The 12,758-nt window shown below is 71.4% G+C and carries 13 protein-coding genes and 1 pseudogene; 1 reads left to right on the top strand and 13 read right to left on the bottom strand.

Translation table 11 applies throughout. The features are described from left to right. From DPA01S_RS06200 to DPA01S_RS06145, 12 genes and pseudogenes are all read right to left on the bottom strand, one after another. Positions 1 to 274, bottom strand: a pseudogene (locus DPA01S_RS06200) (hypothetical protein); the annotation flags it as partial. Positions 275 to 485: 211 nt separating this feature from the next. Continuing rightward, on the bottom strand, positions 486 to 1,523 hold the full coding sequence (gene fbaA / locus DPA01S_RS06195) for a class II fructose-bisphosphate aldolase (protein WP_061228946.1): 1,038 nt from the start codon (positions 1,521 to 1,523) through the stop codon (positions 486 to 488). A 179-nt stretch (positions 1,524 to 1,702) separates the two neighbouring features. Next, complete coding sequence (locus tag DPA01S_RS06190) at positions 1,703 to 2,698, bottom strand: MsnO8 family LLM class oxidoreductase (RefSeq protein WP_061914732.1); 996 nt, start codon at positions 2,696 to 2,698, stop codon at positions 1,703 to 1,705. A 167-nt stretch (positions 2,699 to 2,865) separates the two neighbouring features. Then, positions 2,866 to 3,078 (bottom strand): helix-turn-helix domain-containing protein, encoded by a 213-nt coding sequence (locus DPA01S_RS06185; RefSeq protein ID WP_061914725.1) that lies wholly within the window; start codon positions 3,076 to 3,078, stop codon positions 2,866 to 2,868. Continuing rightward, positions 3,078 to 3,557 (bottom strand): DUF2975 domain-containing protein, encoded by a 480-nt coding sequence (locus tag DPA01S_RS06180; RefSeq protein WP_061914721.1) that lies wholly within the window; start codon positions 3,555 to 3,557, stop codon positions 3,078 to 3,080. The genes DPA01S_RS06185 and DPA01S_RS06180 overlap by 1 nt, the downstream gene beginning before the upstream one ends. 31 nt (positions 3,558 to 3,588) lie before the next feature. After that, on the bottom strand, positions 3,589 to 4,272 hold the full coding sequence (locus tag DPA01S_RS06175) for a TrmH family RNA methyltransferase (protein ID WP_061914718.1): 684 nt from the start codon (positions 4,270 to 4,272) through the stop codon (positions 3,589 to 3,591). Then, positions 4,269 to 5,063: an SDR family oxidoreductase gene (locus DPA01S_RS06170; RefSeq protein ID WP_061914715.1), complete on the bottom strand. Its 795-nt coding sequence runs from the start codon at positions 5,061 to 5,063 to the stop codon at positions 4,269 to 4,271. The genes DPA01S_RS06175 and DPA01S_RS06170 overlap by 4 nt, the downstream gene beginning before the upstream one ends. Positions 5,064 to 5,131: 68 nt before the next feature. Continuing rightward, positions 5,132 to 5,914, bottom strand: a complete 783-nt coding sequence (locus tag DPA01S_RS06165) for a lysoplasmalogenase family protein (protein ID WP_106385123.1) — start codon at positions 5,912 to 5,914, stop codon at positions 5,132 to 5,134. 6 nt (positions 5,915 to 5,920) lie between these two features. Next, complete coding sequence (pyrE, locus tag DPA01S_RS06160; protein WP_007629136.1) at positions 5,921 to 6,478, bottom strand: orotate phosphoribosyltransferase; 558 nt, start codon at positions 6,476 to 6,478, stop codon at positions 5,921 to 5,923. A gap of 189 nt (positions 6,479 to 6,667) precedes the next feature. Further along, positions 6,668 to 7,534 (bottom strand): hypothetical protein, encoded by an 867-nt coding sequence (locus DPA01S_RS06155; RefSeq protein ID WP_061914712.1) that lies wholly within the window; start codon positions 7,532 to 7,534, stop codon positions 6,668 to 6,670. A 28-nt stretch (positions 7,535 to 7,562) separates the two neighbouring features. Beyond that, complete coding sequence (locus DPA01S_RS06150; protein WP_061914709.1) at positions 7,563 to 8,288, bottom strand: hypothetical protein; 726 nt, start codon at positions 8,286 to 8,288, stop codon at positions 7,563 to 7,565. A 59-nt stretch (positions 8,289 to 8,347) separates the two neighbouring features. Then, entirely contained in the window at positions 8,348 to 9,073 is a 726-nt protein-coding gene (locus tag DPA01S_RS06145) for a hypothetical protein (RefSeq protein WP_061914706.1), read from the bottom strand. Between the two features lie 197 nt (positions 9,074 to 9,270). Between DPA01S_RS06145 and DPA01S_RS06140 the strand changes: the two genes are divergently transcribed. Further along, complete coding sequence (locus tag DPA01S_RS06140) at positions 9,271 to 10,518, top strand: hypothetical protein (RefSeq protein ID WP_157076965.1); 1,248 nt, start codon at positions 9,271 to 9,273, stop codon at positions 10,516 to 10,518. Positions 10,519 to 10,586: 68 nt separating this feature from the next. Here the strand turns inward: DPA01S_RS06140 and DPA01S_RS06135 are convergent, their stop codons facing one another. Then, positions 10,587 to 12,710 carry a type III secretion system chaperone family protein gene (locus tag DPA01S_RS06135; protein WP_061914700.1) on the bottom strand — a complete coding sequence of 708 codons (2,124 nt, stop codon included), beginning with the start codon at positions 12,708 to 12,710 and terminating at the stop codon, positions 10,587 to 10,589. Between the last annotated feature and the right edge of the window lie 48 nt (positions 12,711 to 12,758).

Raw genomic sequence — 12,758 nt, 5'->3', positions numbered from 1 at the left:
CCGTGAGGTGGTGGCGGGCCCGGTCGGCCGGGTCCAGGCGGGCGTGCGCGGGACGGGTATCGGCACCGGGGCCGCCGTGGGTGGCCTCGTCCAGCGCTGTGAAGCTCTCGACCAGCAGGTGCGCGGCATGTAGCCGGGTGGCCCCGGCCAGGTTCTGCGCCAGCGTCACCGACCGCGCCACCTCGCTCAGCGCGGAGGCGTCCAACGACTCCAACGGCTCCCCCACCGCGCGCAGCGCGCCGAGACCGAACGCCCTCGTCGTCGTCGTATCCACCCCGGTCACCCCCCGCCCGCGCCGCACCCTCACTCGAACCTGTGATCGATTCTACCGGCGGGCCATTCATCACACAAGGGTTCGATACAGCCGCCACCCGTCATGCCCGCAGACGACAGCGGCGCCCCTCCCACACGGGAGGAGCGCCGCTGTCCGGGCCTACCAGGGCGACCGAACCGAACCGACAGGGCGAGCCGGGCGAGTCAAGGCGTCAGGCGCCCTTGGACTTGCCCGCCGACTTCAGGTCGTTGCACGCCTCGACGACGCGCTCGGACATGGCCTGCTCCGCCTTCTTGAGGTACGAGCGGGGGTCGTAGGTCTTCTTGTTGCCGACGTCGCCGTCGACCTTGAGCACGCCGTCGTAGTTGGTGAACATGTGCGCGGCGACGGGCCGGGTGAAGGCGTACTGCGTGTCGGTGTCGACGTTCATCTTGATGACGCCGTAGCTCAGCGCCTCCTCGATCTCGCTCTTGGCCGAGCCGGAACCACCGTGGAAGACGAAGTCGAACGGCAGGTCACCCTCGTTCAGGCCCAGCTTCTCGACCGCGACCTCCTGGCCCATCTTGAGGACCTCGGGCTTGAGCTTGACGTTGCCCGGCTTGTAGACGCCGTGGACGTTGCCGAAGGTCGCGGCCAGCAGGTAGCGCTGGCCGGTGTTGCCGGCGCCGAGCGCGTCGATGGTCGCCTCGAAGTCCTCACGCGTGGTGTAGAGCTTCTCGTTGATCTCGTTCTCGACGCCGTCCTCCTCGCCGCCGACGACGCCGATCTCGATCTCGAGGATCTGCTTGGCCTTGGCCGTCTTCTCGAGCAGCTCCTTGGCGATCTCGAGGTTGCGGTCGAGCGGGGTGGCCGAGCCGTCCCACATGTGCGACTGGAACAGCGGATTCTCCCCGCGGTCGACGCGCTCCTGCGAGATCTCGATGAGCGGACGGACGAACGTGTCGAGCTTGTCCTCGGGGCAGTGATCGGTGTGCAGAGCCACGAGGATGTCGTACTTGGCCGCCACCACGTGGGCGAACTCGGCGAGGGCCACCGCGCCGGTGACCATGTCCTTGACGTTCAGACCGGAGCCGAACTCGGAGCCACCGGTGGAGAACTGGATGATGCCGTCGGAACCCGCGTCCGCGAAGCCCTTGATGGCGGCGTTGATGGTCTCCGAGGAGGTGCAGTTGATCGCGGGGTAGGCGAAACCCTCCCGGCGGGCTCGGTCGAGCATGTCCTTGTACTGTTCGGGAGTTGCGATGGGCATGGGGTCTCCTCCGGTGGTTCAGTTCTTGGTGCGGATGGCCTCGGCCGGGGCGCCGGCGCCGCCCGTGACGGCGGGCGCACACCTCCCAGCCTAGGCCAGCCCCACCCCGCGCACCCGGGAGCCGCGCGACACCGCCCTCGACAGGGCGGGGGCGGCACCGCCCCTGGGCCGCCCGTATGTCATCCGGGGAGCAGCGCGGCGAACGCCTCGTCGGCCCGCGCGAGCGCGTCCCGGTCGTACGTGGACGTCGACGCCATGATCTCGTCGGCGCCCGTGCGCTCCACGAGTGCGGCGATCTCCCCGGCCACCTTCTCCGCGTCTCCGTGCACGGCGGTGCCCATCCACTCCTCCATCCGCCGTAGTTGCTGGGGCCGGAACTTCCGGTCCAGGATCTCCTCGACCGGCCGAAGCGGTCCGAACGCGCCGGTCTCGCGCGACTCGGCCATCGCCCACGCCTCCGGCAACAGCAACTCACGGGCCGCGTCGGTCGAGTCGGCGATCATCACCTCGAGGCTCACCACCACATAGGGCTCGGAGTCGGCCCCGTCCGGCCGGAACGCCTCCCGGTAGCGCTCCAGCGGCGTCGGGTCGGCCAGCAAGCGCGGACCGCCGACGACGACCGGCAGACCGGCGCGCGCGGCGACCCCCAGGCCGCGGCCGGTGGCCAGGACGAACATCGGTGGCGGGTCCTCCACCACCGGCAGCGCGGTGACCGGTCCGCGGCCGTGGAGGAAGTCCCGCACGGCGGCGATGTCGCGGTCGAACGCGTCGGTGTCGTACTCGCTCACACCGAGCGCCTCGCGGACCGGGGCGGTGAAGCCGAGCGACCGGCCGACGCCGAGGTCGATGCGGCCCGGGTGCATGGCCTCGAGCACGGCGAACTGCTCGGCCACGACCAGCGGGCGGTGATTGGGCAGCATCACCCCGCCGGAACCCAGGCGGATGCGCTCGGTGCGGGCGGCAGCGGCCGCGATGAGCAGCGGCGGGCTGCCGCTCGCGATGCCGGGCACCGCGTGGTGTTCGGCGGTCCAGTAGCGGTGCAGCCCCAGGCGGTCGGCGTGTTCGGCGCGCCGGAGTGTCGACTCGACCGCCTCGGCGTGGGACTCGCCGTGACGGGTCCGGGACCGATCCAGCAGGGACAACCGGAGGGTGTCCGGCAGATCGGTGGGTGCCACGCCCCCACCGTAGCGCCGGCGTGGGAAACGAGGCGGGCCCGGCGCGGAAACGAGGCGGGACCCAGTCCCGGGACCCGCGCCCTAATCCACCCCTCGCCAGCGCAGCGCGCCGAGCGCGAGCAACGCCAGGACGACGGCCAACGCCAGAACGAACCGCACCGCGCGCCTCATTCCACGTCCTCCACCCATTCCAGCAGGTCACCGGGCTGACACTCGAGCGCACGGCACATCGCCTCGAGCGTGCTGAACCGCACCGCCTTGGCGCGCCCGTTCTTCAGCACCGACACGTTGGCGGGCGTCAGGCCGACCTTCTCCGCGAACTCGCCGACGCTCATCTTGCGCTTGGCGAGCTCCACGTCGATCCGCACGACGATCGGCATCAGACCACCGTGTCCATCTCGGAGCGCAGTCCGGTGGCCTGCCGGAGGAGGGCGCGCAGGACGACCATGAGCAGCGCCGCGACGGTGATGATGACGACGACGACGAAGAGCAGCAGCGGCAGGCCGGGATCATCCGCCGTGAATCCGACCAGGGCGAGCACCACCACGAGCACGGCCCAGGCGGCGACGATCGCCCCGAGGATCATGTCGACCCACGTCAGGGAGGCGTCGGTGAAGATGCGGTCGGATTCGACGAGCGAGAGCAGTTTCCAGGTGGCCACCACCACGACCTGGATACACACCACCCAGTAGATCGACACGGCCGTGAGCGGCCACCGCAGGTACGCGGACTCGGGGTTCGTCTCTGCCATGTGGGCGAACTGACCCGGCAGCGACATCACCTCCAGCAGGAGGAGCACGGCGAACAACACCACGAGGCAGATCCGGAGCGGCAGGACCGCCCGCCTTTCGATGTTCATGCAACGGTTATGAGCCGAAACCTATCGACAATCAATAGGAGGCGTGCTCCCGGATCCAGGCGTGCATGGCGATGCCGGCGGCCACGCCCGCGTTGATAGACCGGGTCGAGCCGAACTGCGCGATCGACACTGTTCGCGCGGCCCGCAGGCGGGCGTCGTCGCTGACGCCGGGCCCCTCCTGCCCGAACAGCAGGACGCACTCGCGCGGCAGGCTCACCGCCTCGAGCGGCTCGGCGCCGGGGAGATTGTCGACGGCGACGACCGGCAGCCCCTCGGTCGCGGCCCACTCCATGAGCGCGCGGACGTCGTCGTGGTGCCGCAGGTGCTGGTAGCGGTCGGTGACCATGGCGCCGCGGCGGTTCCAGCGGCGGCGGCCCACGATGTGCACCTCGGCCGCCAGGAAGGCGTTGGCGGTGCGGACGACGGTGCCGATGTTGGCGTCGTGGCCGAAGTTCTCGATCGCCACGTGGAACGGGTGCCGGCGCGCGTCGAGGTCGGCGACGATCGCCTCGCGCCGCCAGTAGCGGTAGCGGTCGACGACATTGCGGCGGTCGCCCGCGTCCAGCAGCTCGGGGTCCCAGGTCTCGCCCGTCGGGCGGGGCTCGCCGGGGTGCTCGACCTCCCACGGGCCCACGCCGACCGCGCCGTCGCCCCACTCGGTCGGTCCGGGCGCGGGCTCGCCGGGTTCCGCCGACCCGGCCGCGGGCTCCGTCACGAGGTGAGGCGCTTGTTGGTCAGCCGGGTGAGGCGTCCCGGCGCGACCTGCGACGCGAGGTACATCGCCGTGGCCTGGGCGCCGACCGGGCGGTGGACCTCGCGGCCGAACGCTCCGCGAAGCCGACCGAGCAGTCCGCGCGGCGTGCGGCGGGTCTGCTCGGCGAGGTCGAGGATCTCGCCGGCGACGTCGCCCTCGGTCAGGCGCACGCCCATGTTGCGCATGCCGGCGGTGTTCACGCCCGAGAGCATCTCGGTGCCCACGTAGAGCGGCCACACCGAGCACACGCGGATCCCGTGCGCGGCCCACTCGAGGTCGAGCGCCTCCGTGATGCCGCGGACGGCGAACTTGGTGGCCGAGTAGGTGGCCATCTCCGCCTGGCCGTAGATCGCCGACGCCGAGCAGAGGTTGACCACCGTCGGCGCGGACGCGGCCCGGAGGTACGGGAACGCCGCGCGACAGCCGTAGAGCACGCCCTTGACGTTGACGTCGACCAGCGCCGAGTCCTTCTCGTAGCTCGCGTCCATGAACGGGGTGCCGTACAGCAGCCCGGCGTTGTTGACCAACACGTCCAGCGCGCCGCCGCTGCGGGCGGTGAGCTCGGCGAGCGCGGCCTCCCACGCGGCGGGGTCGGTGACGTCGAGCGCGCCGGTGACGAACCTGTCGTCGCCCTCGGCCCACGCGCACGGCTGCAGGTCGTACGCGCCGACGAGGTACCCGGCGTCGGCGAACCGTCGGGCGGTGGCCTCGCCGATCCCCCGCCCCGCGCCCGTGACGAGGACGGTGCGCACGGCCGCCGTTCCGCCCCCGGGCCCTTGGCCGTTCCCGGCGCCAGGGCCGCTCGCCGCGGCTGCCGCGCTCACGCCCGGCTCCCGGCGTGGCGCGCCGCGGCGGCGGTGCCCGTGAGCAGGAGCAGCGCGGCCGTCGCGTAGGTGTCGATCACGCCGACGTCCAGGGCGCGGGCCGGCACCGTGCCGCCCCTCACCTTGCGGCGCGCGAGAATGAGCGAGTCGCTGAGCAGGAACACCGGGCCGGCCACCGACAGCACCGACGCGGCCGGGCCGTGCGAGCGGTCGACCGAGGTCGCCAGCGCTGACAGCGTCGCGAGCAGCCCGCCGTACGCGGCCAGCGGGGCGTTCTCCCGCCCCTCGGACAGCAGAACCGCGGCGGCAGCCCCGGCGACCACGCCGTGGATGGCCGACGGCACCGGCTTGAACCGCAGGCCAGAACGCAGCATGAGCGCGCCCAGCGCGAGGTGGCCGGTCGCGAACGCCGCCGCCCCCGCGGCCAATCTGCCCACGTCCCGGCTGGCGTGCCCGTCGCCGAGCATGAGGATGACGTCGCCCGTCGTGTACGCCGCCCCGGTGGCCGACAGCAGCGCGGTGTCGACCGCCGAGAGGGCCCGGCCGTCCCGCAGTGCGATCGCCAGCGCCGCCGGCACGATGAGCGGCTTGGACAGCTTCTCCAGCGCACCGACGCCGGTGGCCTTGGCGATCTCCGTACTCGCGGCCGCCGCGAGGAACGCCGGCCCCTCGGGGCGGGTCGTGTCCGTGAGCACGCCCGCGCGCTCTGTCAGCGCCTGCCGCACGCGGCCGAGGGCGGACCTCGTCGTCGTCGTGGTCGTCGTCGTCTTGTTCGTCACCTCAGGTCACTCCAATCCCAGGTCGGTCAGGCCCAGCAGCGCCCGGTACTCCACGCCCTCCGCGCGGATCACGTCGTCGGCCCCGGTCGCGCGGTCCACCACCGTGGCCACGCCCACGACCTCCGCACCCGCCTCGCGCAGGGCGGCGACGGCGGTGAGCGGCGAGTTGCCGGTGGTCGTGGTGTCCTCCACCACCAGCACGCGGCGGCCCACGATGTCGGGGCCCTCGATGCGGCGCTGCATCCCGTGCTTCTTGGCCTCCTTGCGCACGACGAACGCGTCGACCGGGCGGCCGGGCGCGTGCATGATCGCCGTGGCCACCGGATCCGCGCCGAGGGTGAGCCCGCCGACGGCGTCGAAGTCCCAGTCCGCGGTGAGCTCGCGAAGCAGGCGGCCGATCAGCGGCGACGCCTCGTGGTGCAGCGTCGCGCGGCGCAGATCCACGTAGTAGTCGGCCTCGCGGCCCGAGGACAGGGTGACGCGACCGTGGACGACGGCCAACTCCGCGACCAGCTCGGACAGGCGCGCGCGGGACTGGGCGTCGACGGGGGCGGGCTCGGTCATGGGACTCCTCGTGCAGGGTCTGTGAGTGGACAGGACGGCGGGGTCGATAAGGCGGGGTGAGGACGCCCGCGGCGTCGAACCCGTCGACGACGACTCTAGACGGGCCTGCCGACACCAGCGGGCGGGCCGACCGAGTGAAGCGACCGACCCGCCCGTCTGGAACTGGGCGCGCGCTCGAGGCGACCCGGGTCACTCCCCGTCGGTGGACCCTCCTGCGCCGGGGCCACCGTCGCCGTGGCCCTCGCCCGCCCCGCCCTCACCGGGATCCCCTGCGCCGGGGTCGATCGGGCCGGGCCCGCTGCTGCCCAGGGAGCCGATCGCGAGCGAACCGTTCGCGAGTGAGCCGCCGACGTCCTCGCCCGGCACGGGCTCAGAGACGGTCTCCAAGGCCGACCAGGCGTAGAGCTGCTGACTCCCCTGGGTGCCGCCGGGCCCACAGATCATGAAGAAGCCCAGACGGGCATCACCACGAGGGCTCACGGCGGGCCGGCCGAGCTGCACGGTCCTCTGGAAGTCCTCGACGCCGCTATTGATGGTGAAGGCCGGGGTGGTTCCCACGTAACCGTCCTGTCTCGCCTGCCGGTGCGCGGAACCGATCTGCGCTTCGAGCTGCGCCCGGCCGCTGAGGAACTGCGCTGCGCTCCCGGTCGGGACGAACTGACCCAGCGGCCAGAGCTCCGTGAGCTGACCGACCGAACCGTGGACCACCTTCTCGAACGGCGTGTTCTGATACGAAGAGTAGAACCTGTTGGACATTTCCACGACCTCCGCGGTCGATACCGTCCCTCCCGGGCGAGCCGCGGTGTCCTGGTTCGGCGCCTCGCAGCGAAGACTCTGCCCGGTGTTGTTGGTCACCGAGAGAACGACTTCTCCCGACTCACGGTCGACGCTGACGAACCTGACATCCATGCCTGCAGCACCGACGATCACGGTCCGTCCATTGGTGTCGTCCCCGGGAATGACGTTCTGCGCCGCTGCGACTCCGGCGCCGCTCACCGCGAGCGCGGCCGCAGCTGAGACCGCCGCGAGACCCTTGAAACTGGTGGAGATGGTCATGAGACTCCTTGAGGTGGTGTGGGGCGGGTCACGAGCCGAGCGAACCGGCCGAGATGCTGCCGGAGGCCTCCGGTGCCTGGCCCCCCGGCTCGGGGAGGTTCTCGTATCCGTGGAAAACGAAGTGGCGATTCGTTTCCTGGTTGACGCAGTAGAACATCGCGGCAGCGCGCCATTCGCCACGATCTCCGGTGGCCGGCAACCCTAGGAGAGCGGTCCACTCGACGGTCTGGCCTGCGTTGACGGTGAAGACCGGGGAGGTTCCGACGCGGGGATCTCCGGTGCGTCCGGCGACCCGGGCCTCCATCTGTGCCGTCCTGGTGTCCACCTCGGCCGACCCGGCGGCGCTCCCGGCGGGGAGGACGTCGTAGAGGCTGCCCATCCCCATCGGGTTGAAGGGCCCGAGCGCGATCCCGCTGGCGCCCGTGAAAACGTTCTCGCGGTAATAGGCGACTGCCTCCCGCACGACTCCGGATGTGGTCACCTGGCCCGGGAACTCGCCCTGCATGTCTGGTCCCGGCGTGGCGCAACGGAAGCTAGAAGCGGTGGTGTTCTCGATGGTGCCCGTCACAGCAGTGGGATCGACCCCCTTGTCGTGAACTGTCACAACCAGGTCATCGCTGTCGACATTGACGACAGCGCCCCCGGTTCCGGCCCCGGGCACCTGTGCGCCGGCCACCGCCGTACCCGCTACCAGGACTGCTACGGCCGCCGCGACGACGGTGCCGCGCAGGCCCGGGTGAATGGTGAATCTCATGTGGTCGTAACTCCTGTCTGTCCGACTCCCCGGGAGGGAGCGGTGGGGGATCAGAGCGGTCAGCTGCCCAAGCCGGCGCTACCGAGGCTGCCGGTCGAGTCGTCGATGGCGGCGAGATCTGGACGCTCGTCTCCTTCGTATGCGTGGAAGACATAGCGCTGCCCGTCGATGACACAGGTGGCGAAGACCCCGGACTGGAAGTCCTGCCAGGTTCCCGCGCTCGGGTGCTCGAGTTGCACGCTGTACTGCTGGGCGGTTCGCGCCGGCACCGTGATCGAGGTGGACATCGCACCGTACTGACCGGCCAGCCTGGCAGCGGAAAACGCGCCTCCCACCTCGTTCAGCGCGCCCCATTCCGGATTGACCATCGTGGCGGCGCTTCCCGGAACCAGACCGACCACGCTGCCGAGCGCGATGTCTTCGTTGATCGTGGTGAAAAGGACTCTCGCGTTGATGTTCAGGTCGGCGAGCTCGGAGTGCGGGTACTGCGTGTAAAAGTCCACCGAACGCGCTACAACCTCGGCGCTGGTCACGGCAGCGGCGGACTCACCGTCGAGCCCCTCGCAGGTCAAGTTCTGCGCCGAGTTGTTCTGAATCGTGACGTTGACCCTCCCGGTTTCGAGATCCGGGGCATCGACCGCCATCTGGATGCGCGTGTCATCGACCGGGAATACCCAGGAACGGGGGTTGTCGCCGGGTATCTGCGCAGCCGCGAACGGGACGGCGGCGGCGGTTGCGGCGGCCGCCGCCCCGACGGCGACGGCGCGGGTGACAGTTTTGGGCATTGGCACTCACTTCTCCTGGTCTCAGTAATCCATGTGCTCGCGGTCAGGTTTTCCGGCAGCTGCCCGACCACGGCAGGTCACAGCATGCCCGAAACCGTGGTATAAATCACGCCGATCGTGAAAATCCCTTACCATTCGTAGAGGCGCTCGACCCGTCCGGTCCAGCGACCACCCGCCCCCAACGCAAGGAAGCCCATATGTCCTGGAAACGACTCTCCACTGTCGCCGCGGGTTGCACCATGGTGCTCTCCGGAGTCGCGATCGTGGCTCCGTCTGTGTACGCACAGGATGCGCCCGCCCCCAACGACACGATCGAGGTCACCTACACCTGCACCCCGAGTAACGCCCTCAACATCGGCGGCGCGAACACGTGGACAAATCAGGTCGAGGTCGCCTACCCCGAAGACGTCGCCCCTGGCGAGTTCTTCGAGGTCTCTATCCACCCCGGGCCCATGCAGCCCAACACGATTCGTGTCGGCCGGATGACCTACGACATTCAGGCATCCGCCAACGTCGACTACCGAACCCAGACGCTCTCAACACCCGCGGCGGGCATCACCGCCGGCACCGCCCAGTTGACTCCGGTGAATCCCGCGACCAAGACGACTCTGGCCGACTCCGACGTCTTCCGACTCTGGGGAGGCACTTCTGCGCGCTACGGGACGAACACGGGCACGAGTGTGAACTCCGGCCTGCAGAAGAACAACAACCAGCAGTTCCAGTTGCCTGAGGTGACCTTCGCCATGCGTGCCCCGAATACACCGGGCGAGGAGGTCACCTTCGGTCTCGCGGGCGCCGGTGCGGCGTCAGCCGCGACTGCTGCGACAACCCAGTTCGCGTACGCCCGGGGCACCACCGCCGGTGGCACGAGCAACACGAGCAGTGCCCTGGTCGAGTGTGCGGCCAGCGCCAACGCTGCCGAACTCACCAGCACCATTGTCAGCGACGAGCCCTGGGTCCCCTTCGAGTGGAACACGGCGCTGAACATACGGGCGCAGTTCGGCGCTCTGGACGAGGACTCGCTCCCCGTCACCGTCTCCACCTCCTTCCAGCGCCCCGCGAACGACTTCCCCGCGGGCACGATGATCAGGATCCTCCGTGGCGGTGAGGAAGTCGGCGAGGTCGAGGTGCCGGAGTCCGGTACCTCCGTCGAGTTCGAGGACGTCATCCCTCGCGGGTCCCAGACCCGTACCCACTTCTACACAGCCGAAGTGGTCGACGCGACAGACGACCTCGGCGACACGTGGACCGGCTCCACCTCCGCGCCGGCCGCGGTGATCGTGACCGGCACAGGTGGCGGGCCCGCACCCGGCTCCGGTTCGCTCGACTCCGGTTCTCTCACCGGGTCGGTCCAGGACCTCCTGACCGACTCCATCGGTTACGACGTGGCTCCGGTCTCCGTCATCCTGCCCGATCTCTCGGCTACGTTGAGCTCCGGTAGCTGACCCACCACCTGGTACGAGCCAGGGCCCGTCTGCACGACCTGTGCGGACGGGCCCTTTCGCCGTAGTGGTCAGTCCCTGATGTCGGGCGGGATATCGAGGCGGGCGGTCTGCTCGACGTCGGGATCGACGCCGGGCCGCTCACGGGAGTCGGCGCGGCCGTTGCCGAGATCGTCGGTATCGTCGCCGGAGGTGCCGTCTGGGGCAGTCTCGTCGCCGACCCCGTCCTCCGCGCGGCGTCGGCGGCGGCGGCCCGTCGAGGGTGTGGCGCCCACCTTCGCGGCGAGTTCCGCGACCGACAGCCGGCCGGTCTCCTCCTCCGCGCTCTCCGCGGCACCCGCTCCGTGGCGGCCGGCGGGTGCGCGCCCGAGGTCGGAGCCGCCGTCGATGCGGGCGGCGTCGAAGCGCTCGACCTCGTCGCGGATCTCGTCCTCGTCGTCCTCCGAGCCGAGCGGCTTGATGGCCGCCTCGCCGCTGTACGCACCCGCGGCGAGCGGCGGCACCGAGGCGTCCTCCGGGTAGGCCTGCCCGATGCCCCGGCTCGGCCGCGACAGCGGCGGCCGAGGCGCGAGGTGGTCGGCCGCGACGTCGCCGCGCGCGGGAACCGGGCCTGTGATGTCCATGATCTCGGCGAAGGGGTCCGGCTCCGCGGCGGGCGCCTCGGCGGGCTCCGTGCCGGACTCGGCGGGCTCGGCGGCCTCGGCGGCGGTCGCCGAGTCGGCGGGCATGTCGCTGTCGGCGGATAGCACCGTGTCGCCGCGGTCGGCCACGACGGGCACGTCGGTCAGGTCGCGCGCGCCCGACCGGTCCGGGACCAGACGGAGGTGGCCGGTGCGGCGCGGTTCGGGAACCGGTGCGACCGGATCGTCGTCCGCCGGCTCGTCGTCCGCCGGTTCGTCGCCGGTGGGGGTGGCGTCGGTGGTGGTCGCGTCAGAGGTGGGGGCGTCGACCCGGACGGGCGCGGGGCCACTGCGCGTGGTGTCGCTGCCGGTCTCGCCGCGGTCGTTGTCGACGACGACGAGGTTCTCGGACCCCGGCAGCCCCGCAGCCGCGGGGAGTCCGTGAGTGCCCGTGCCGACCTCGCCGTCCATGCCGACGGTGGGGTCGGCCTCGGGGCCCGCGGCGGCAGCGGGAGCGCCCGGATCGATCTCCGCGGGCAGTGCGCGGGCCCGGCCACCGATCGGCGGGAACGGCGCCAGCACGTCGGCCACCCCGTGCAGGGCCATCACCACGTCATCCCACGACGACGGGTCGTCGACGCCGTCGATCGTCGCGGCCGCCCACTCGCCCTCCGCCCAGACGCGGCGCACGTCGGCGGGCACCTCGCGGACGGCTTCCGTCAGGCGGTCGCGGTCGATGAGGTCCAACCGCCCGTAGTCCGACGTCCGCGCCTCCAGCGCACCCACTTCGCCGGCATCGTGGAAGCCCGGCTCGGCGTCGACGTCCGGGCGACTGAGGTCCAGCACCACGTCGGAGGCCGTGTCGCGGCGCAGCGCCAGCACCGTGCGCCCGCCGGTCACGCCCATGATCGCCCGTCGTCCACGGAACACGCCGTGCGAGACCGTGCCGAGCGGAGCCAGTCCGCCCGCGAAGTCACCGTGCCGGAACTCCGGAGCCGGCGTCGGCGTCGGCTCGAACTCGCGATCCTCGAGCCAACGCACCACAGGCGAATCGGCCAGCGGGTCGGCCGGCGCCTGCTCCACCGATACCGGGGCGGTCCCCCGCTGCCGACGCGCGGGAAGGAGCGCACGCACCTTGTCGAGCAACCGCGGCGACGACTCCACCGTCGGCTCGGTCGGATCGAGCGGCGCGAGGCCGGGCTGCAGCTCGGGCTCGGGCTCGGGCTCGGGCTCCTCGCGGGTCGTGGCCACCGTGCCCGGGACGTCGGTCCCGTGCGACCGCTGGAACGGCGCGAGAACAGGCTCCCCCGCCCGTCCCGCCGACCCGGGCTCTCGATCGGCCCCGTCCGCCGGCGCGGCCGTGTGCGGGTCCTCGTCGTCGTCATCGACCCCGGACGGCTCCCCCGCAGCGGCTCCGCCCCCCACCGCGGGCGGAAGGACACCAGCGCCGGAACGCCCCGCGTCGCGTGACACGCCACGCCCGGCGCCACCGCCGCGCTGCTTGGCGTCCAGGCGTAGCAGGGCGATCGCCGCGACGAGCAGCACGAGGGCCACGAGGAACCAGATCCAGACCATGCCCTGAAGGGTAGTCAGCGTGACCGACACGCCCGTCCAGGTGGCGCG

Source organism: Dietzia papillomatosis NBRC 105045, assembly GCF_001570845.1.
Classification (GTDB): Bacteria; Actinomycetota; Actinomycetes; order Mycobacteriales; family Mycobacteriaceae; genus Dietzia; species Dietzia cinnamea.
Note: the sequence above shows the minus strand (reverse complement) of the source record. Positions and strands in the feature narration are given on the sequence as shown.

Excerpts from the sequence above, each read along its gene's own strand:
- fbaA (WP_061228946.1), bottom strand. The coding sequence starts at position 1,523 with ATGCCCATCGCAACTCCCGAACAGTACAAGGACATGCTCGACCGAGCC.
- DPA01S_RS06185 (WP_061914725.1), bottom strand. The coding sequence starts at position 3,078 with ATGCCGATCGTCGTGCGGATCGACGTGGAGCTCGCCAAGCGCAAGATG.
- DPA01S_RS06180 (WP_061914721.1), bottom strand. The coding sequence starts at position 3,557 with ATGAACATCGAAAGGCGGGCGGTCCTGCCGCTCCGGATCTGCCTCGTG.
- pyrE (WP_007629136.1), bottom strand. The coding sequence starts at position 6,478 with ATGACCGAGCCCGCCCCCGTCGACGCCCAGTCCCGCGCGCGCCTGTCC.
- DPA01S_RS06155 (WP_061914712.1), bottom strand. The coding sequence starts at position 7,534 with ATGACCATCTCCACCAGTTTCAAGGGTCTCGCGGCGGTCTCAGCTGCG.
- DPA01S_RS06150 (WP_061914709.1), bottom strand. The coding sequence starts at position 8,288 with ATGAGATTCACCATTCACCCGGGCCTGCGCGGCACCGTCGTCGCGGCG.
- DPA01S_RS06145 (WP_061914706.1), bottom strand. The coding sequence starts at position 9,073 with ATGCCCAAAACTGTCACCCGCGCCGTCGCCGTCGGGGCGGCGGCCGCC.
- DPA01S_RS06140 (WP_157076965.1), top strand. The coding sequence starts at position 9,271 with ATGTCCTGGAAACGACTCTCCACTGTCGCCGCGGGTTGCACCATGGTG.
- DPA01S_RS06135 (WP_061914700.1), bottom strand. The coding sequence starts at position 12,710 with ATGGTCTGGATCTGGTTCCTCGTGGCCCTCGTGCTGCTCGTCGCGGCG.